The organism is Paenibacillus sp. 37 (assembly GCF_008386395.1).
Classification (GTDB): Bacteria; Bacillota; Bacilli; order Paenibacillales; family Paenibacillaceae; genus Paenibacillus; species Paenibacillus amylolyticus_B.
The window spans coordinates 5,399,930-5,420,803 of sequence record NZ_CP043761.1; the positions used below are offsets into that span (position 1 = coordinate 5,399,930).

The 20,874-nt window shown below is 47.3% G+C and carries 19 protein-coding genes; 6 read left to right on the top strand and 13 right to left on the bottom strand.

Going from position 1 to position 20,874, the window contains the following annotated elements:
* Window positions 1-16: 16 nt before the first annotated feature.
* From F0220_RS23110 to F0220_RS23130, 5 genes are all read right to left on the bottom strand, one after another.
* Window positions 17-472 (bottom strand): GNAT family N-acetyltransferase, encoded by a 456-nt coding sequence (locus F0220_RS23110; RefSeq protein WP_181155584.1) that lies wholly within the window; start codon window positions 470-472, stop codon window positions 17-19.
* 26 nt (window positions 473-498) lie between these two features.
* Complete coding sequence (locus tag F0220_RS23115) at window positions 499-915, bottom strand: GNAT family N-acetyltransferase (protein WP_105601742.1); 417 nt, start codon at window positions 913-915, stop codon at window positions 499-501.
* 128 nt (window positions 916-1,043) lie between these two features.
* The gene (locus F0220_RS23120; protein WP_105601845.1) at window positions 1,044-2,270 is read right to left on the bottom strand and encodes an amidohydrolase; all 1,227 of its coding nucleotides are present in this window, start codon (window positions 2,268-2,270) and stop codon (window positions 1,044-1,046) included.
* A gap of 219 nt (window positions 2,271-2,489) precedes the next feature.
* Complete coding sequence (locus F0220_RS23125; protein WP_091020321.1) at window positions 2,490-3,044, bottom strand: methylated-DNA--[protein]-cysteine S-methyltransferase; 555 nt, start codon at window positions 3,042-3,044, stop codon at window positions 2,490-2,492.
* Between the two features lie 42 nt (window positions 3,045-3,086).
* The gene (locus F0220_RS23130) at window positions 3,087-3,791 is read right to left on the bottom strand and encodes a DNA alkylation repair protein (protein ID WP_105601744.1); all 705 of its coding nucleotides are present in this window, start codon (window positions 3,789-3,791) and stop codon (window positions 3,087-3,089) included.
* A gap of 190 nt (window positions 3,792-3,981) precedes the next feature.
* Here F0220_RS23130 and mgtE point away from each other — a divergent pair, with 190 nt between their 5' ends.
* Entirely contained in the window at window positions 3,982-5,352 is a 1,371-nt protein-coding gene (gene mgtE / locus F0220_RS23135; protein WP_091020324.1) for a magnesium transporter, read from the top strand.
* Window positions 5,353-5,421: 69 nt separating this feature from the next.
* On the opposite strand, the gene mmsB is transcribed toward mgtE, so the two are convergent.
* The 6 genes from mmsB to F0220_RS23165 form a co-directional block, all read right to left on the bottom strand.
* Window positions 5,422-6,585, bottom strand: a complete 1,164-nt coding sequence (mmsB, locus tag F0220_RS23140) for a multiple monosaccharide ABC transporter permease (RefSeq protein ID WP_091020326.1) — start codon at window positions 6,583-6,585, stop codon at window positions 5,422-5,424.
* A complete protein-coding gene (gene mmsA, locus F0220_RS23145) occupies window positions 6,554-8,119 on the bottom strand; it encodes a multiple monosaccharide ABC transporter ATP-binding protein (protein WP_105601745.1) in 1,566 nt (521 codons plus the stop codon). Before mmsA ends, mmsB begins: the two co-directional genes overlap by 32 nt.
* 21 nt (window positions 8,120-8,140) lie before the next feature.
* Window positions 8,141-9,226, bottom strand: coding sequence for a multiple monosaccharide ABC transporter substrate-binding protein (gene chvE / locus F0220_RS23150; RefSeq protein ID WP_036674459.1), 1,086 nt, complete (start codon window positions 9,224-9,226; stop codon window positions 8,141-8,143).
* 320 nt (window positions 9,227-9,546) lie between these two features.
* A complete protein-coding gene (locus tag F0220_RS23155; RefSeq protein WP_374954430.1) occupies window positions 9,547-10,845 on the bottom strand; it encodes a response regulator in 1,299 nt (432 codons plus the stop codon).
* An 8-nt stretch (window positions 10,846-10,853) separates the two neighbouring features.
* Entirely contained in the window at window positions 10,854-12,725 is a 1,872-nt protein-coding gene (locus tag F0220_RS23160) for a cache domain-containing sensor histidine kinase (RefSeq protein ID WP_105601846.1), read from the bottom strand.
* Window positions 12,726-12,816: 91 nt separating this feature from the next.
* Window positions 12,817-13,824, bottom strand: a complete 1,008-nt coding sequence (locus F0220_RS23165) for a substrate-binding domain-containing protein (protein ID WP_105601748.1) — start codon at window positions 13,822-13,824, stop codon at window positions 12,817-12,819.
* 207 nt (window positions 13,825-14,031) lie between these two features.
* On the opposite strand from F0220_RS23165, the gene F0220_RS23170 reads away from it, so the two are divergent.
* Both F0220_RS23170 and F0220_RS23175 read left to right on the top strand, forming a co-directional pair.
* Entirely contained in the window at window positions 14,032-14,613 is a 582-nt protein-coding gene (locus F0220_RS23170; protein WP_091020334.1) for a LysE family translocator, read from the top strand.
* Window positions 14,614-14,632: 19 nt separating this feature from the next.
* Window positions 14,633-15,418: an AraC family transcriptional regulator gene (locus F0220_RS23175; RefSeq protein WP_105601750.1), complete on the top strand. Its 786-nt coding sequence runs from the start codon at window positions 14,633-14,635 to the stop codon at window positions 15,416-15,418.
* A gap of 189 nt (window positions 15,419-15,607) precedes the next feature.
* On the opposite strand, the gene F0220_RS23180 is transcribed toward F0220_RS23175, so the two are convergent.
* A complete protein-coding gene (locus tag F0220_RS23180; protein WP_181155585.1) occupies window positions 15,608-16,180 on the bottom strand; it encodes a hypothetical protein in 573 nt (190 codons plus the stop codon).
* A gap of 169 nt (window positions 16,181-16,349) precedes the next feature.
* On the opposite strand from F0220_RS23180, the gene F0220_RS23185 reads away from it, so the two are divergent.
* Window positions 16,350-17,018: a phosphatase PAP2 family protein gene (locus tag F0220_RS23185; protein ID WP_223199760.1), complete on the top strand. Its 669-nt coding sequence runs from the start codon at window positions 16,350-16,352 to the stop codon at window positions 17,016-17,018.
* 165 nt (window positions 17,019-17,183) lie between these two features.
* Here the strand turns inward: F0220_RS23185 and F0220_RS23190 are convergent, their stop codons facing one another.
* The gene (locus F0220_RS23190; protein WP_105601753.1) at window positions 17,184-18,617 is read right to left on the bottom strand and encodes a glycoside hydrolase family 1 protein; all 1,434 of its coding nucleotides are present in this window, start codon (window positions 18,615-18,617) and stop codon (window positions 17,184-17,186) included.
* Between the two features lie 346 nt (window positions 18,618-18,963).
* Here F0220_RS23190 and F0220_RS23195 point away from each other — a divergent pair, with 346 nt between their 5' ends.
* Both F0220_RS23195 and F0220_RS23200 read left to right on the top strand, forming a co-directional pair.
* Window positions 18,964-19,905, top strand: coding sequence for a helix-turn-helix transcriptional regulator (locus tag F0220_RS23195; protein WP_258170180.1), 942 nt, complete (start codon window positions 18,964-18,966; stop codon window positions 19,903-19,905).
* Window positions 19,906-19,978: 73 nt separating this feature from the next.
* The gene (locus F0220_RS23200) at window positions 19,979-20,794 is read left to right on the top strand and encodes a class I SAM-dependent methyltransferase (RefSeq protein ID WP_105601755.1); all 816 of its coding nucleotides are present in this window, start codon (window positions 19,979-19,981) and stop codon (window positions 20,792-20,794) included.
* Window positions 20,795-20,874 lie beyond the last annotated feature (80 nt).

Sequence of the window (20,874 nt, forward strand, 5' to 3'; positions counted from 1 at the left end):
AAGCTTGCCCTCCCTGTTACCTCACTTGATAACTTAAAATGATATCACCGTTGTCCTCGAATTCACCCGTGTCCTGAAATCCGCACCGCTTATACAGCGCATTTGCCGCACTATTATGCGGAACATGCGATACCCTGATTTGCTGGCAATCACTTCTCTCTTGCAACATACGAATCACTTCTTGAATAGCAAGTTTGCCGTAACCCTTCCCCTGATACTTCTCGTCAATCATGAAGCGCAGAATCCAGTAATACCCGTCATTGTAGATCTCGTTATCAAATAAAATAAAACCGACCATCTGATCCTCTGCCAAAATACCGTATGGTTTGGACGTAATTTCCTTCGTTGCATGAATCAATGAATCCGCATTGCTTGCGACCAACTCCAGCTGATCTTCCCGTGGTTTAAGGTGGATGCACTCAAGTTCATTTTCTTTGGTTATGGGTTGTAGGGTTACTTTCTTCACATCCACAATCATCTCTCCTTGCAGCTTACTTACTATATTTTCTTGATCAATATAATCTCCAAAGGTTGTGTATCCAGCAACAGAGCCCCTGCATCAACATACCCCAGCTTTCGATAGAAATGTTGGGCATGTTCGTCTGATTGCGTTGAAGTCATCACGGTATCGAAGCCTTGTTGCTTCATTAGACTTTCCCAGTGATGCACTACTTTTTTGCCATATCCGCCGTTTCGATAGGGTTCATCTATCCAGATCATATTCATGAAGGGAAGGTTGTCCCAAAAGTAACCGTACCTCATCCATCCAACTCTTGATCCCTCGTCCTCATCCTCGTCCCATAGAATGAATATTTCTTTCTCATTGATCTTGGTTTTCAAAAGTGCATGATGGATATGCCGATCTCTATCCAAGATATAGTCGTAGTCAGCTTCCGTTGCAAATTCAATCTTCATTCGTATTGCTCCCTTCATTAACTATGTCCATCATAACCCAAAATGTGGTAGTTGCGAACAGTTCTTTCCTCTTTTTTTCCCATGCCAAAAAACCACGGTTTCCCGTGGCTGCACCCGCTCTATTGTCCTCAATGCGATATCGATCCGCTCACCAATTGCCCCTTGTACCATACGGCCTGCCGCGCAGATCGCCGCGCAACGGCTTCCGCCGAACAACTCGCATGCACCAATACAAAACTCGCGGTGTCGCCTACCTTCGGCCATACCTGTTCCCCTTGTGAATCCAGCGGTGTAATACCGCCTGTTACCCATGCCAAAGATTGAGACAAGGACAGTTCGTCACTATATCCGTACAGTTCTGCGAATCGTCCCGCTTTCTCAAGCAGATCCCCATTGCCAAAAGGAGACCAATGATCTGTCAGGCTGTCTGTGGCCAGCTTCACGTCCACGCCCATACGATGGAGCAAGGGAAGTGGCATCATCGTTCTGCCGATGGGCACCGTGGAAGCAATGCTCATCCCAAGCGAAGCCATTCGCTGCGCCATATCTTCTGCTTCCTGCTGCTCTGCGCGGGCGAACCAGAACGCATGACTTATCGTAACTTTACCTTGAAGCCCTGCTGTTTCTGTCAGATTTGCGAGTTCCAGCAGCGTTTGTTTGCCGGCCTGACCTCCATCATGCAGATGTATGTCAATGCCCGCCTGGTGCTGAACAGCCAGTTCAACCATGGCATTCAGTGATTTCTCGATGTCTTCGTCCACGGTATAGGGATCGAGTCCACCCACATGTGTTGCACCTTCCTGCATCGCTTGGCCCATAAGCTCCACTGAATTCGAGCGAAGTAGTCCATGCTGCGGGAAAGCCACGATTTCCGAAGAGATTTTCCCCGAAAATGATTCCAGAGCCTGCCGCGTCGCTTCCAGTCTTTTCAAGCCACTGACAGGTTCAATATTGCAATGGCTACGTACATGAGTGGAGCCGTACCCCTGGATCAAGGTCAGAATACTCTTCGCTTGACGCTGGGCATCTGGCAGTAGCTTGGGTAACAGAACCTTTTCTTCTTCAATACGTTCGAAAATACTGGAGATCCGTTTAACGGCTGTCCACGGCCCATCGTAGTAGGTTTTATCCAGATGAATATGTGCCTCCTCGAACGAAGGCAGCAGCAGAAGTCCCTTGCCATCTACTTGTGGTAGATCGCTAGACAGCGGGTTGTTTCCTTCCACAATCTCCGCGATCACTCCATCTTCAATCCGTAGATGAGCGGGGCTTGTCCGCGTCCCCGTCACCTGTTCTCCCTCCCGAACATACCCCCGCTCCACAGTCACGTTGGTTAACCAATAAGCCTGCTTCATCATGTCATCCCTCTTTTCTTACCCGGCATTACGTCCCCCGGATACCGATTGATCTATGATCCATGGTACCATACGGTTTCACCGGGCAAAAATACGTAAAACGTTGGTGTTCCATATGCGAAACGTTTGTATTACTCTACCTTAATACATGCAAAAAAACAGGCACAATACGTGCCTGTCCCGTCCAATCACCTTAATCTTCTTGATTACGCGAGTCTATTAAAAATGAAATCGCGCATGCCCTCCATCGGTCACGCCTTCAATCTGTTCGATATCCAGCAGTCTGCGCTTCATCTCCAGGCCTCCACGGAACCCGGTCAGCTTGCGATTAGCCCCAATAATGCGGTGGCATGGTAGCAGAACCGGAATTGGATTGGCTCCATTTGCAGCCCCAACCGCTCGCACAGCCGAAGGTCTTCCAATCGCAGCGGCAATATCTCCATAGGTCCGAATTTCACCGTAAGGCACACGCCCTAGCTCTCTCCATACCTCTTGTTGAAAGTTCGTTCCGATCAAGTCCAGTGGGATCGCATCTGTATAAGCCATGGGTTCTCCTGCAAAGTAGGACTGCAACCAGTCCATCATACCTGTTTGTTTCAGAGCATGCTCGTTCTCTTCCAGTTCCACGCCAGGTGCTACTTTCTGTATCCAGCCGTTCCAATCCTCCAGTGTTTCGTTGGGCATAACCACTCGGCACAATCCCTGTTCCGTAGCGAGCAGCACCCATGGACGACCGTCCAACTGCATCGTGGTGTACATCAACTTTTTTCTCATTCGTTTATCGCCCTCTCCCCGGTGGAATGCTTAATGCTAGAACTAGGAGATAATCTGCTTCTTCACCTTACGTTTCATACTGCGGATGATCTGCTTGCTCTCCGGATCCACGCGATAAGATTCCGTGATTTTCTGAAGTGCCTTATTATACGTAAAATCGTCCAAGGTATTATGCCTCAGATAACGCATGGTCACCTCAGGTTGTTTCACATAGGCCATTGAGATGGCCCAAGCCACTGCCATTTTCACATAATACGCCTCGTGTCTAATGTGATCCAATGCGGATAGAACCTGATCAATATATCTCTCATTCAGATAAAAATTCAACAACATGACCACACCAAACCGGATCTCATATTCCTGATCTGATCTCAGATACGGCTGCAAGAACGCCCACATGGGCTCCGAATGAACCTTTGTATATTTCAGTCCCGCACAGAAGCTGTCACACACCGACCAGTTGTCAATCTTCGGTACAAATGTTTCAATAGCCTTTAACAGTTCGTCCAGATCAGCCTGGACATGTCCAATGACCATTGCTTGTAACATCACTTCTTCAAAATATTCGTCCTCTGCCGTTTCCAGATACGTGCGCCAGTCCCCCGCGGCAAGCTGCTTGGCAATTTTTCGTAAGGCTGGCAACCTTACACCAAGTACATTCGTGATGTTGGGAATAAGTGCAGCCGAGAATTTCTGATATTCCGGCTCAACCATGCTGAACAATTGTGTTCTGATATCTACTTCCACTAGCGCATGTCCTCCTCGTCTGTTGCTGTACAACAAGTATATCCTTGCAGCGGCTGTTTGTAAGCCCATATCGAATGTTTGAGCAAGATTACAATATCATTTTGGGACTCTCATTTTTTCTCCATTTGTTTAACTGCCAACCCATTTCGTTTAAAAATATGAAGCTGAACGTTTAGAAAGGAGTTTCGATATGAACGGACCTCATACCAAGAAAGATTTCTCCGTGGAGGAGATCACCGAGCAACTCGTGCAGCATGTACAATCCCGGAACCTTCCCGATTTTTATAAATTGGTGAAAGAACTGCATCCCTACGACCTCTCACTTGTATATAAAAAGTTCCCTGAAGAAGAAACCAATCGGTTTCTGCTCCTGTTCAAACCCGATGCTCTGGCGGATCTCGCCGAGACCTTGAAGCTGCACGAACAGATTCAACTGTTTGAACGACTTGGGCCGGAACGAACACTTGAAGTCATGCAGCAGATGGACAAAAGTGATTTGATCCGGTTCATGCACGATTTGCCTGCCAAACGCAGAGAAGAATTGCTGTCCAACATGAACCTGGATCACTCTGCTATTATCCGATCCGTGCTTAATTACCCGCCGGAGACGGCAGGGCGTATCATGACAGATCAATATCGGACCCTGCTCGCTCATGAGACAGCCAAGGAGGCCTTACGACAATCGCAAGGTACTATGCATATCTCAGCCTCCAGTTATCTCTATGTAACCGATAATGAAGGCAAACTGGTCGGTGTCGTGAGTTATCGATCCCTTGCCTTGGCTGACGATAAGACCCAGGTTGAAGAACTAATGACCCGGCGGGTGATCCATGCAACGGTAGATATGGACCAGGAAGAAGCAGCACAGCTTCTACAGCGTTATGAGTTTATTGCACTTCCGGTGGTGGATGAAAATCACAGGTTATGCGGTATCATTCAGATGGATGATGTCATCGATATTATTATGGATGAAGCAAGTGAAGATTTGGCCAAGATGGGGGGCGGCAGCAAGGATATCGACTTTGATACCAAACCACTCGTGGCCGTCAGACGCAGGCTTCCCTGGCTCATTCTATTACTGCTGATTGGCCTAATCTCAGGAAGCATCGTGGATTTTTTCGAGGATACACTGAATCAGGTTGTCGCACTGGCATTCTTTATGCCGATGATCGCGGGTATGACCGGTAACACAGGAACGCAATCTCTGGCTGTCGTAGTACGAGGACTAATCGGACGCAAGCTCGACAAAGCCACCGTACTCGCACTGATTGGCCGGGAGATCAAAGTAGGCACAATGATTGGCTTGGTATGCGGATTACTGATCACCGTCATTGCTTATTTCTGGCAAGGGGACTGGCTGCTGGGCGCGATTATTGGGGTATCTCTGTTTCTCACTCTTGTCATTGGTACGCTGACCGGTACATGCATCCCGCTTCTGCTTAGTCGTTTCAAAGTCGATCCGGCTGTTGCCTCTGGCCCATTAATCACCACATTGAATGATATATTGTCCCTGTTTATCTATTTTGGAATCGCCACACGTTTCCTCGATGCCTTGATGTAACTAAGTTGTGCATACAGCAAAACAGACCTGATCCTGAGATCAAGGTCTGTTTTTTCATTTTACCAAGTGTTACGCTGATCTTTTATTTTTATTATAGATATCAAATGCTACAGCCAGCAGCAGTACCAATCCCTTAATCCCCTGTTGCCAGTCAATACCGAGACCAATCAGGGACATCCCGTTATTCAACACACCCATAACCAAACCACCGATGATGGCACCAAATACCGTACCTATCCCCCCTGAAGCGGAAGCACCACCGATGAAGCAGGCCGCAATGGCATCCAGCTCAAAGTTGGTACCTGCTCTTGGCGTAGCCGCATTCAGACGTGCGGCGAAGATCAACCCGGATACCGCGGCAAGCGTACCCATGTTCACGAAAACCCAAAAGGTAACCTTTTTTGTTTTGACCCCAGACAGACCTGCGGCCTTCTCATTACCTCCAAGCGCATACACATGCCGTCCCATGACAGTACGATTCATAACGAAGGAGTACACAACGATCAGGACAAACAGCAGGACCAGAATATTCGGAATTCCCGCGTAACTCGCGAGTACAAATGTAAACAGATTGGTCACGGCAGCCACCACAATCAACTTGAGCAGAAATAGTCCCTGTGATACAACCTCGAATCCATATTTTCGCTGGGAACGGCGTTCCCGCAGTTCATTGACAATGTACCAGACGGTGAGCACAAGACCCACAATAATGGATACCAGACCGAAGCCTGAGAAGTGAATATCCGGCAGGAAACCCGAGCTTATTTTCTGGAATCCACCCGGAAAAGGAGAGATCGACTGTCCCTCCAGCACAATCATCGTCAAACCGCGGAACAGAAGCATCCCTGCCAGCGTCACGATAAATGCCGGAATTCGTACATATGCGATCCAGAAGCCTTGCCATGCACCGATCAAAGCGCCCACCAGCAAGGATGCGATGACTGCAAGCCAAGCCGGAAGCTGCCAATCAACCATCATAATTGCGGCAACAGCACCAACAAAGGCTGCAATGGAACCAACAGACAAGTCAATATGTCCGGTAATGATGACCAGCACCATTCCGATCGCCAGCACCAGAATGTAGCTGTTCTGCAAAATCAAATTTGTAATATTAATCGGCTTGAGCAACAGCCCGCCTGTAAGTACCTCGAACAAGAGCATAATCACTACCAAGGCAATAATCATGCCGTATTGACGGATATTATTTTTGAACAGTTTTGTTATCATTTCCATGCTTGCCGCCTCCAGACTTGGTCATATATCTCATCAACGTTTCCTGCGATGCTTGCTCCCGGCTGACTTCACCGGTGATTCGTCCGGCATTCATCACATAGATCCGGTCACACAGGCCAAGAACCTCCGGAAGCTCGGATGAGATTACCAGTACGCCCTTGCCTTCAGCAGCAAGCCGATGAATAATCGTATAGATTTCGAATTTCGCTCCCACATCAATACCGCGGGTAGGTTCATCCAGGATAAGAATATCTGGTCCGGCAAAAATCCATTTGCTGAGCACCACTTTTTGCTGGTTGCCACCACTCAGATTACCGGTCTTCTGCAAAATACTTGGTGCTTTGATATTCATGCTTTTCTTCATCTCTTCCGCGACCAGCACTTCTTCGCGCTCGTTCACTACCGCGTTTCGCGTCAGCTTGCTCAGACCCGTTAAGGAAATATTGCGCTTGATGTCATCCATCAGAATGAGTCCGTATTCCTTGCGGTCTTCTGTCACATAAGCAAACCCATTCTGAATAGCCTCTGTGACGGTATTGTTGTGGATCGGTTTGCCATTCTTAATGAGTTGACCCGAAATATTCCGGCCATAGGATTTGCCAAAGATACTCATGGCAAGTTCGGTACGCCCAGCGCCCATCAGCCCGGCAATACCTACAATCTCACCACGTCTGATATTCATATGGATCTGATCCAGTACTTTCCGCTCGGCATGATGTTCGTGATATACCGTCCAGTCTTTTACCTCAAGGATAACTTCACCAATGGTCGCATGACGCTCCGGATAACGGCTGGTGAGATCACGTCCTACCATTCCGCTAATAATCCGGTCCTCCGTCACTTTTTCCTTCTTCATATCCAACGTCTCAATTGTCTTGCCATCTCGTAAAATGGTCACTGAATCGGATACCTTGGATACCTCATTCAGCTTGTGTGAGATCAGGATACAGGCGATGCCCTGTTTCTTGAATTCCAGCATCAATTGCAGGAGATTTTCACTGTCGTCCTCGTTCAGCGCAGCGGTTGGCTCATCCAAAATAAGCAGCCGAACCTTTTTGGAGAGCGCCTTCGCAATTTCGACCAGTTGCTGTTTGCCTACCCCGATGCTGGATACCAGCGTGTTTGGATTTTCGCTCAGTCCCACCTTCGAGAGCAGTTCTCGTGTACCCACAAATGTTTCTTTCCAGTCCACAATGCCTCTGTGGGCACGTTCATTGCCCAGATATATATTTTCCGCGATTGAAAGGTAGGGAATCAGGGCCAACTCCTGATGGATAATGACAATCCCCAGATCCTCGCTCTGCTTAATATCCTTGAACTCACAATTTTTGCCCTGAAATAAAATGTCGCCTTCATACGTGCCATGTGGATATACACCACTCAGTACCTTCATCAACGTAGATTTACCTGCGCCATTTTCACCACATATGGAATGAATTTCGCCTTCACGGACTTTCAGATTGACATTTTCCAGCGCTTTGACGCCAGGAAAGGTTTTGGTGATGTTTTTCATTTCCAGAATGATTCCGGCCATGGGATGTGCTCCTTTCATTTATTATTTCAGTCCTATTTCTTCCTTCGTGTAATACTGGGTACCAACGATATCTTGCTCCACATTTGTACGGTCCACGGAGATGGGATCCAAGAGATACGCCGGAACAACCTCAATACCGTTGTTATATGATGTTTTATCATTAACTTCAGCCTGTTTTCCTTGCAAAATGCTATTGGCCATCTCTACCGTCTTCTCCGCTAGCTTCCGCGTATCCTTGAACACCGTCTGCGTCTGTTCCCCGGCCACAATCGACTTGATCGAAGCAAGTTCGGCATCCTGTCCTGTAATAACAGGCAGCGGTTTGTTCGAAGTACCGTAACCGATCCCTTTCAAGGATGAGATGATACCAATACTGATTCCATCATAAGGAGATAATACTGCATCCAGATTATCACCCGAGTAATACGCACTCAGCAGGTTATCCATCCTTGACTGGGCCAATGCACCGTCCCAGCGCAAGGTCGCAATCTGGGCCATCGTCATCTGCTTGCTGCGCACGACCAGTTTGCCGGAATCGATGTATGGCTTCAGCACAGACATCGCACCGTCGAAGAAGAAATAGGCGTTATTATCATCCGGAGAGCCACCAAACAGCTCAATGTTATATGGTCCTTTTCCATCCTTGAGCCCAAGCTTTTGTTCGATGTAGGAGGCTTGAAGCACACCTACCTTAAAATTGTCGAACGTGGCATAATAGGTTAAATAGGGCGTATTGCGAATGAGCCGGTCATACGAGATCACCTGGATCCCTTCGTCATGCGCTTTCTTGATTACATCCGTTAATGTATTGCCATCCACGGACGCGATAACCATCACATCCACACCTTTGGTGATCATGTTTTCAATCTGTGAAATCTGATTTTCAACCACATCCTCAGCATACTGAAGATCGGTTTTGTACCCCTGCTCCTGAAACAGACGGACCATGTTCTCCCCGTCTCCCACCCATCGCTCTGATGATTTGGTTGGCATCGATATACCGACATATCCCTTTTCTTTGCTGCCTGGGCCACTCTCTGCCAGATTACAGGCCGAGAGCATCAAGGTCATCACCAGAAGCCAGATGAGCATTGCTCCTTTTTTCATATGAAGTTCCCCTTTCCTCACGTCATACGGTTCTGAATGAGTTCTAAGATAACGCTTACAATGCATATGGTACATTCTGTTGCTTGGTGTTCCTGTCTGAGACCAATGGTAGCATTGGAGAAGCCGTAAGGTCTTTGCACGTTTTGAACCTTTTTTATAAAAATTTAACTTTTGATGGAAACGCTTAAAATACAAGTGTGACCCATGAGATACCATACCAGAGTCAAAAAAAAAAGGACATGCTCCACTTCGCTTCACACGAAGTAGAACACATCCATTTCAATTATCACACGTCTGAATGAACAACTGTAATACGATATTTAATTCGCAGAAGGATGATAAGCCGTTCCCCCGTTCTTTCGATACTGCACTGGCGAAATGCCCATTGTTTTCTTAAATGCAGTGCTGAAATAATGCTGGGTATCATAACCTACACGCTCAGCTATGGTGTGGATCGGCAGTGTTGTTGAATCTAAAAGCTGTATAGCCTTGCGAATGCGAGCATGCGTGACAAGCGTGACAAAGGAATCATTCAACTCTTTCTTCAACACACGGCTAAGATATACGGCAGATACTTGTAGACGGGAAGCGAGCGATTCCAGGGTCAGTTCCCGCTCGGCATATTCTTCGTGAATAAGTTGTCTTGCCCGGCGAACCAGAGGCGACAACTGCACTTCTCCGTATACCCGTTCACGGCAATGACGGTAAGAATCCGGCGTTTCTTCCAGTGTCCCTGCATGTGTCGCCACATGAGCATGAATGGCAATATTCAGGCAAGAACTAATCTGTTGTTCCAGAAGGGACTCTATTTCTTCAGGGGCTTCCTGCCACAGACACATGCCGATCAACCCGCTTACGTCCCGAAACAGGACATGTGGCACGTCCCCCAGCAGTTCACTGATTATATTTTCCACTGCATACAGAAACAACTGACGATCATTCTCTCTCAGTATCGTCTGACGAGCTTCAGCGGCAGGCCAGCGTACGACCCCGACCTGCACAGGTGGGACGGCGGGTAACCGCAAAAACACAAGCTGCTCGGTCAGATCCCTCCCTTCAGCCTGCCCCTCCAGCCACTCCAGCATAAATCGCTGGCGAAGCAACGGGATATTACGTTCAATCTGATGGGCTGCCTGTTGTACATATGCCGTCCTCTGGTGCTCTTCAGTAAGTCGCTGATGTAATCGCTCAAGCGCAGCATGTAATTGTTCTGCTTGCACAGGTTTTAAGATGTAATCCTCTACGCCAAGACGAACCGCCTCCTGCGCATATGCAAATTCATCATGTCCCGAGATGATCAGGTAACGACAGCCCGGGCACTTCTGCTGAAGGGCACGGATTAGTTCGATTCCGTTCAGGAATGGCATATTCATATCAACGAGAACAATATCCACACCCAAATCAGCCGCCCGTTCCAGCGCTTCCTCGCCATCTTCCGCTTCACCAACAACCTCCATCCCGAGAGTTGTCCAGTCAATGGCATCCCGAATCCCCTCACGAATGATCGGTTCATCATCAGCGATGAGCACGCGGTATTTCTTCGCCACATGGCTATCCGGCGTAATCTCCATTACTGTAGTCAATCCGGATGTCTCATCTGTTTCAGTGGAAGTTGTCACGGTCGACTTCATGAATTTTCCCATTCACTCTCCTGCCTCTCTTCGTTACTGATTTGCTTGGTTGTCGGGAGCTCTCGCATCAACGGATGAATAATGGTCACATTAGTTCCTTCCCCTTCCTGGCTCTCCAGCACAATACCGTACTCATCGCCAAAGGACAGCCGGAGACGGGCCTGCACATTCAACATTCCATAACTTTTGCCTGTCATCCCAGGCGTAGACGCTTCCAAACTTGCCAAAGGAGCTTCGAGCAGCTGCTGCATCTCGGCAAGCCGTTCGTTGGACATGCCTGCTCCATTATCCTGAACGGTCAGCAGCAGTCTGTTATGTTCCAATCTGGCCTCCACCCGAATGTGTCCTGGCCCACGCCTGCCCTTGATTCCATGATAGATTGCATTCTCTATCAGGGGCTGAAGCAGCAGCTTTAACACAAAAAGATCCCGCAGTTCCTCTGGAACATTCAATGTATACTGAAGACGATCGCGGTATCGTGTCTGCTGAATTTGCATATAGCTGGTCATATGCTCAATCTCGGAATGCAGCGGAATGTAATCCTGTCCTTTACTAAGCCCTATACGAAATAATCGAGATAACGCACCAACCATGCCGGATACATCTTCTGCACCCTCTTTGCGTGCCATCCAATGAATTGTATCCAAGGTATTGTACAAAAAGTGTGGTTTGATATGCTCCTGCAAACTTCGCATTTCAGCGTCGCGTTTCTGCCGCTCCCGCAATTCATTTAGTGATATCAGTTGTCGAATCTGTACCAGCATTCGGTTATAACTGTTGCCAAGCATGCCAATCTCGTCAGCCCGGTCGCTCCAGCGACCTGGTCTGAGATTGCCGGTCTCCGCCCTGCGCATATAGGACATGAGCCGGAAAATGGGCTGAGCAATGGAACGGGAGAACCATGAAGAGGCGCTCAGGCCAAACAAACACACCACAAATACAAAGCTAACCACGTAAAACTGGATTTGGCGTACTTCGGATATGGAGTCTCTTGTGGGAAATACTCCTACCGTTCTCCAACCCGTAAAGGTAGACGACTGATACATGAATAATAACGTTCCACCTTCTGTTTCGGCGGTAAATGTTCCACTCTCACCGGAGGGGAACCAGTCTGTGGGAATGTCTTCTATTAGGGGGTGCTCCGGCTTGTATACACTTTGACCTTCTGCATCCGTCACCATCACATAACCGGATTTCCCCAAGGTTACATTACGGGCAGCCTGAGAGACGGACCTTAGTTTTAGATCAATCATAATAACGCCTCGCACACGCCCTGACGCTTCATCCGTGATGGAACGCGCAACCGATACAATCTCATCATCCTTGTACCGTACATGTGTCGTGAGATTACGCTCTTTTGGCTGGCCCAATACCATGAATATGCCCGGATTGGCTGCGGCTTCTTGGTACCAATTTTCCTGGATCAGGCTCTGCTCTGCTCGGGGATACATCTCGTTGCTAATATAGTCACCACTTGCATTGACGAGAACAATCCCGGCGATTTCAGGATACAATGTTGTGAATCCCTGCAAGGTTTGTTTGATGCCATATAACCGATTTTGCTCCGTTTCGGCAATTGTGCCCATGTTTATCGGTTCACCGTCTGCATCATCATCATTCAACGGCATTTTGTCGTTCATAAAAGCATCAATATCCGGCTCAAATGCAATCAGATAGGTCATATTCTGCAAATTCTCCATTTTGCTGTTCAGAGCTTCATTCACTTTGCCAATCAGCTGCATGGTATGCCCTTCAACCTGTCGTTCAACTACCCGCTCCACCGTCCAGTTCACAAGCAACCCAAGCCCTACGGAAGGTACAATGGCAAATAGCAGAAAAAGCAGCATCAGCTGGTATCGAAGAGGCATATTACGCAAGCGTAAACGCCGAATCCCATTCTTAAAAGTTGAGAGAATTGCTCTCCTGCTCCAAGGCCTTGGACTCTTGAAATCCTCCTTGTTATTTGGCATAGTAATCATCCACATCCGAGCGTGTCACCACAGAGATCCCTGTGTCCACCATCACGGGAAGCGGTGCATTTTCACCGGATGAGGATGGGGCAGGAACCGTTAACTGGTGATGCAGATGGAACAAATATTGGAGTGACCAATATCCCATATTCCAGGTTCCCTGTGCAATTGTAGCTGAGATCGTACCGTTCTTGATCATATCCAATGTGGCCTTATTTGTATCAAACGAAATAATCTGCAATGGATGTCTGTCCCCGGTAGTTTGAACGGCTTCCCCCGCCCCTGCTCCTCCGGTGGCTTCAGTCACAAAAATACCCGCCAGCTCGGGATGTTCCTTCATCATTCTCTGTGTTTCGTCTCTGGATACCATCGCATCACCGTGTCCGTCTGCAACTTCAACGATCTGCATGGAAGGGTATCTCTTCTTGATCGTATCGCGGAAGCCCTTCGTCCGCTCTTCATGATTTTGTTGCCCAGGCAAGGTTAATACCGCGACCTCTCCCTCACGCCCCAGCAGTTCAGCCATTTTATCGGCAGCCATTACACCTGACTTGTAATTATCTGTCCCTAGAAAAGAATAGGCCTCGCTATCAGGTGCATCCGCGTCGAATAAGACAACAGGGATATCTGCGTCGACTGCCTTGTTGATCGCTGGTACTAGCGATTGAGGATCGATTGCAGATATGGCAATGCCTGCGGGTTTACGAGCGATAGCCTGCTCGATTACCATGGTCTGCTCCTTCGCATTATACCGGGTAGCCCCGCGATATTCTACGGTCACGCCAAGTGCATCCCCGGCATCCTCGAATCCTTTGAGCGGGCTCTTCCAATACTCCAGCCCGGACTGGAATGTAATCATGATATACGTCTCACCGATATCACCGCGCAGCCCACGGTCCTCCCATGAACTGTTTACCTGACTGGTGTATTCGAATCTCAACACATACAACGCAAATGCTGAGATTAGCAAAATGTAAACAAGCAGCATTTTTTTCATTCCGTTCACTTCCTCAAGTTGTCTGATCACCTTGTACTTCGTTTAAATTGTAAACGCAATCATTCAAAAAGAAAACTCCCCCTTATCTTTTTAAAAGGAAGCTCCTGTTGCTAACGGTGTACCTGCTGCAATAATGTACTATATGGTTTCTCCCTCTGGACGTATGATCATGGAACTAGACTACAACCAGAGGAGAGCATCATCATTATGAATCTTGCATCTTTTTTAATCTACTGCATCGTTGTTACATTCACCCCTGGCCCCAGCAATATCGTAATTCTTTCTTCTACACAGATCGTTGGCGCACGAAAAACAATGCGCTATGTCTGGGGAGCTACGTTGGCATTTGGTCTGCTGCTTACCGCTTCAGCTTTTCTTAATCAGCTTCTTGCGGGAGTGTTACCTGGAATTCTGAAGGTGATGCAGATTGTCGGCGGCCTTTACATGGTGTATCTGGCGTACCAGATCTACAAAATGGGTACCACCGAGGATGCACCGAAACAAGTTACCGGATTCTGGAACGGTTTTATCATGCAATTTGTGAATCCAAAGGTCGTCTTGTTTACTTTCACTGTCATTCCAAGTTATGTATTGCCCTTTTATCAAAGTTCATTTTCTTCGTTCCTGTTCGTGCTGCTGATTACATTCATTGGATTTCTGGCCTATTCCAGTTGGGTTGTTTTTGGCACGGTTTTCAGAACGTTGCTGAATCGCCACCAAAAATTACTGAGTATTCTCATGGCACTTTTTTTGTTATACTCAGCCATTATAGTATCCGGATTAATCTAAAGCTTGGGAGGTGTGCTGCATGGAACGGTTTAACTATAAAAAGTCGCAAGACGTGCTGGCACTATCCGCCAGCTTTACTGATTTTGCATACAAAAAACATTGCCATGAAGAGTATGCGGTCGGCGTAACCCTGCGTGGCATTCAACAATACAACCTGGACGGACAATATCAGGCGTCTCACCAAAATGGTGTCATGTTATTCAACCGCGAACAGTCTCATGATGGAAGCTCCTATGATAAGGCTGGCATTGACTATGTGATGCTGTATTTGAAGCCGGATTTGGTAGAGGAGATTATAGGTAAAAAGGAATTGCGTTTTGGAAGTCCCATCGTCTATGACCCCGAGCTTGCACGTAACATTCTGATGCTGAACGATGCCGTTCAACTCAGACAGGACGAAGCCGAGTGCAGCGAACGGGTCTTCAATCTGGTTCACCTGCTGGCTCAGAAGGAAATGGACACCAAGCTCTGGTTGCCTCAGGACAACCTGGTCCGCAAAGCCAAGGAAATCATGTTTTGCAGCACCGAAGATGTGCTCAAGCTGGACAACCTGAGTTCCGAATTTGGCATGTCCAAGTTTCAATTTATCCGTGAATTCAAGGCACATGCAGGCATATCCCCCTACCAGTTTTTCTTAAACTGCAAAGTAGAGCGTGCCCGTCAGTCCATTGAAAAGCAGAAGGACGTATATACTGCTGTTGCCGATTGCGGATTTGTTGATCTGACCCATCTGAACCGGCATTTCAAACGGGTATTTGGTGTCACAGCCTATGAATACATGTTGCAGCTGAACTTTAAAAATTGAACTAAAGAATATTTACACTGGCCACTCAGATGACAGAATAACCTTCTGATCGCTGTTATCCCCAGATTTTTTTGATCCCTTTTTATAAAGGGAAGATTCGGGGATAGCGTATGCTTTCGATGCAGCTTTCTTTCAAAAGGCTTTTAGGCGAACGCTTCGCTTCTTCAGATTCTGTCTGTCCTTGGGCAATCACACTCTTTTCTTTCTTCTCCAGACCCACACAACTGCCAACACTGCTAATAAAATGACTGTACCGTATAAGATAAGATAGAAAGGCCCACTTCGCCCATCATTAGTTTCTCCAAAGTCTTCTTCACTCACAACCTTGCCTGCGCCCAGCAATTTCAGATCATCTCCGGCTTGTTCAATTGGAACATTGCGACTGCACAGATTCGTATGTAGCTTATGATCCAATTCATATCGATAAGCATAGATCAGGTAGGACTGATTCTTTTCAAATTGAATGCCACAGGATTCAGATCCTCCGTCACTCGCAAGGATTTTCATCTTTTTGGCATCAACTCCCTTCCATGCCGTATCTACATCAAAGGTATACTCTCTTAATAAGCCATCATGCTTCGACTGTTGAGAACGTCCCTTCTTCACCACTTCTCCTGTAAATACAGTTGTGTTTGTCTTCAATCTCTCTTGAACATCATTCTCGACACAACTGCAAGCATACACTTTCTCTCCGGGAAATAGAGCTAACCCAGATGTAACCAACAGTAAGATCAACATGCACATCACCAAACGTCGTTTCATTCCGACCGCTCCCCTCCTACATTCTCTGCTTGAATAAGCGTTGTTAAGGTTACATATTTTTATTGCTGCTATATTTATTGTAAAATTATAGCACAATACAAATATCGTTATGTCCGACATACGCAAGGACACAACATACGAAATCAACCATCACGGAGGAACTCGACATTTGATACACAACTGGAAAAAGAACATCTCATTCCCGCTGCTCTTTGCAGCGTTATGCATGATCGCTTTTATAAGCATCGCCCTATCCATCAGCGACAACCAGATTCATCGATTTGATGATACGCTGATCGGCTGGATTCAGGGGTTGGAATCCCCCAGCATGACGCAATTCATGCAGTTTTTCACCTGGATCGGCAGTGAAATGCCTGTAGTTTTCATTACAATCATTTCCATGATTGTGTTATACGTTTGGCTGCGACACAAACGCGAACTACTCTTCCTCGCTTGTGTGCTCGCCGGTTCAACCCTGTTAAATGCATTGCTCAAGCTGGTATTCCAGCGTGCCAGACCTACCATTAACCGGATTATCGAAGTGAGCGGCTATAGCTTTCCCAGTGGGCATTCTATGGCCGCATTTAGCCTGTACGGTGGACTGGCCTTTCTAATCTGGAAACATGTACCCACCGTCACCGGACGTGTTCTGATGATTGTTGCCAGCGCCGTATTTATACTGACCATTGGTATAAGTCGTATCTACTTGGGGGTGCATTATCCAAGTGATATCGTAGGCGGATACTTCTTGAGTGGTTGCTGGCTCTCCACATGCATATGGTTTTATCGGCGGCATTTGGAGCGTATGTCCCAACTGCAAAGCAGAAGGCTGGCCTAAGCGGCCCGCTATTGATCTACACAAAGAAATACCCGGCTTTCCTTAACTAAAGGATAGCCGGGTATTTTTAATATTCATATTTACTAGTCCTAAATTCGTTCAGGACCACATGTACCGCTTGTCCCAATTAAGGGAACAGGCTGATCTGTTTTTTTTCACACCAATTTATAACTCTTCACCATTCGATTCAATAACTTTTTTGTACCAGTGGAAACTCTTCTTCGGTGTTCTGCTCAAATCTCCGTTACCGTCGTTGTCCTTGTTGACATGAATGAAGCCATAACGCTTCTTCATCTCTCCAGTGGATGCACTAACCAGGTCGATACATCCCCACATTGTGTAGGCAATGAGGTCTACGCCATCCGCTACGGCTTCTTTCATTTGTTCAATGTGGCCCTTCAGATAATCAATGCGATAATCATCTTGAATGGAGCCATCTTCCTCTACCACATCAACAGCGCCAAGCCCGTTCTCAACCACCATCAATGGAATCTGGTACCGATCATACAGATGATTCAACGTGTAACGCAGTCCTTTTGGATCGATCTGCCATCCCCAGTCGGAAGCTTCGAGATATGGATTTTTGATACCACCAAGCAGATTACCTTCTGCTCTCTCCAGGGACTCGTCCGCACTTTCAACCAAAGACATATAATAACTGAAGGAATAGAAGTCTACGCAGCCTTCACGCAGGGTCTGTTCGTCTCCCGGTTGCATCTCGATCTGGATGCCCTCTTCGGCGAAGAAACGTTTGGCGAATCCAGGATATGCTCCACGAACCTGTACATCACCGCAGATCATATTGGAGATTTGGTCTTTCTTCTGTGCAAGCAGCATGTCGTCCGGGTTACATGTGTTTGGATAGGTTGTCATGAAAGCGACCATACAGCCGATCTGGAAATCAGGGTTAATCTCATGTCCCAGCTTCACCGCTTTGGCACTCGCAACGAATTGGTGATGTAATGCCTGGAAACGAGTCTGTGGATCATCCACTCCGTCGACCAATGTCTCTTTACCTTCAAACAGAATACCTGCAGCCATATAAGCACCCATCGGCATCGTCAGACAGTTGATCTCGTTAAAAGTCAGCCAGTATTTCACTTGATCTTTGTAGCGGTTGAAGAGAGTTGTACAATAACGGATATAACAGTCGATGACTTCACGGGAAGCCCAGCCGTTATACTTCTGTGTCAGACCGAATGGCGTTTCATAATGGGAGATCGTTACGAGCGGCTCGATATTGTATTTTTTCAACTCGGCAAAGACATTATCGTAGAACTGCAATCCCTCTTCGTTTGGCTCCAGTTCGTAACCGTTCGGATAGATCCGGGACCAGTTAATGGACATGCGGAACATTTTGAAGCCCATCTCTGCCATCATGGCAATATCTTCTTTGTAATGTCCGTAAAAGTCAACCGCTTCATGGCTCGGATAATACGTGCCCTCTTCCAATACAGGCGTAATCCGGCGTGGAATCGTGTGGGTTCCCCCTGTCATCATGTCAGACGTGCTTGGCCCTTTGCCACCCTGGTTCCATCCACCCTCGAATTGATTGGCAGCCGTTGCGCCACCCCAGTAAAATCCTTCTTTCATTGTCATGACCAGTTCCTCCTTCATAATTAACTCATTTCGATATAAAATGCTTGATATTATGCGAGTAGCCGTTCCGGTCACGAATCGTTCTTCTGATCGCTGTTATCCTCGGATTTCTTTTATTCTTATTTCTAAATGGAAAAAATCCGATGATAGCGTTTGCTTCCGAAGTAGCTTTCTTACAGAAAGCTTTTAGCGAACACTTCGTTTCGTCAGAATCGATATCGTCCCCTTCACTACTTCGCAATAAATGAAGAACAAGTTATAAGACTGAGTCAAAATGTCTTCGTAAGACCATGTAACCAGTGTACCACCCATACCCTGACACCTATTGTCATGGTATAATCAGAGCATGGAAAATAACCGATTATTTCGAATGTTGCTTTTGTTATTGGAGAAAAAGAAGGCCACAGCACCCGAACTCGCCCGTATGTTCGAGATTTCGGTACGTACGGTGTACCGTGATATCGACCGGCTGAGCGCTGCGGGCATCCCCGTCTATACGACGACCGGCAAGCATGGCGGTATCCATCTGATGGACAACTATGTCATGGACAAGTCCCTGCTGTCGGAAGAAGACCAGAATGAAATTTTGATGGGACTATACAGCATCAGTGCGATCCCACACCTTAATAGTGCTCATATGCTGCAACGGCTGACCGCTCTGTTTGATCACAAGCTGGATTGGATCGAATTCAATTTCTCACCATGGGGCAGCATCCCCCTGCAAGAGAGAGAACTTTTTAATCAAGTAAAACAAGCCATATTAACGAATCAACTGATTACGTTTCATTATGTTAATTCGGATGGAGAGAAGAGCATTCCAACGGTGGAGCCACAGAAACTTATATTCAAAAACAGTACATGGTACTTCAAAGGATATATCCATGATGACCCTGACCGGAGAGAATTCGAGACATTTAAGATGAAACGGATCACCCAGTTGACTTTTCTGGCGAGAAAACACGATCACTCTGTTACTGCCGGATCAAACGACCCTGAATCAGAAGCAGCTCCTGTCCTGACTCCTCTGACACTCTCGTTCTCCAGCAATATTGCATACCGAGTGTATGATTTTTTCGAACCTTCCCTCATTAAAAAAGAGCCTGATGGCAGGCTCCGTGTGTCTCTCGAATTAAATGTAGGGGAATGGCTCTACTCCTTCCTGCTATCGTTCGGTTCGGAGCTAACCGTAATCGAGCCTGTTCATGTTGGACAGGAATTGCTCAGACGTCATATCCAAGCCGTTGAACATTTGCAGAACGTCATGAACAAACTACCTAACAATGAATGATATAATATAGGCCTATACAACTTTTGATCACAGCTGACTCTCCATCATCCACCTGACCGAAGGAGGTTTATCCATGCAAGACATTAGACGCAACAATGTGGAACGTTTCAAAGGTTTTGGTACGTTATACGATCAAAATCGGCCAGCTGCTCCCACTGAAGTGGTGGATATTCTAACGACATATCTTGGCAGCACACCGCGTATGGTCGCAGATGTTGGCTGTGGCACCGGCTTATCATCGTGGATCTGGCTTAATGAGGCAGAACGTATCATCGGCTTCGAACCCAGCGATGACATGAGGTCTGTAGCAGAATCCAAGTGGGAATCTGCCGGGAAGCCGGATAACTTGCGGTTTGTGTCCGGCTTGTCTCACGACCTCGGACTACCAGATGGCAGTGTGGATGTGCTGACCTGCTCCCAATCATTTCACTGGATGGAGCCGCAACCCACACTACGCGAGTTTGCACGTGTACTTCGTACAGGCGGCATATTTGCAGCCTACGATTGCGACTGGCCGCCAATGTTAGACTGGCAGTTAGAACAAGCCTATCTGCAGCTGAATAAGGAAGCAGATCAACGAGCAGCCAGTCTGGCTCCCCAGGATAGTCACGCACACAAATGGAGCAAGGATGGGCATTTGCAGCAGATTCAGCAGTCCGGGCTGTTCCGATATGTTCGGGAAATCGTATTTCATCACCACGAGACATTCACAGCCGATCGATATGTCAATCTCGCCCTGAGCCAAGGCGGCCTGCAAACGGCGTTGAAGCTCGGAGCGGATGATCTATTAACAGCTGCTGACGAGTTCAGAGTGCTGGCTAATCGTGTATTTGACGGACAATCCAGAAAAGTACTCTTTTCTTATCGCATGCGCCTCGGTATTGTCTGAATGTAGTACGTCGCTTGCATCTCTCCTACATACCAAATGCCAAAAGGAGGTCGTACATGTCATAACCATGACCTGTACGA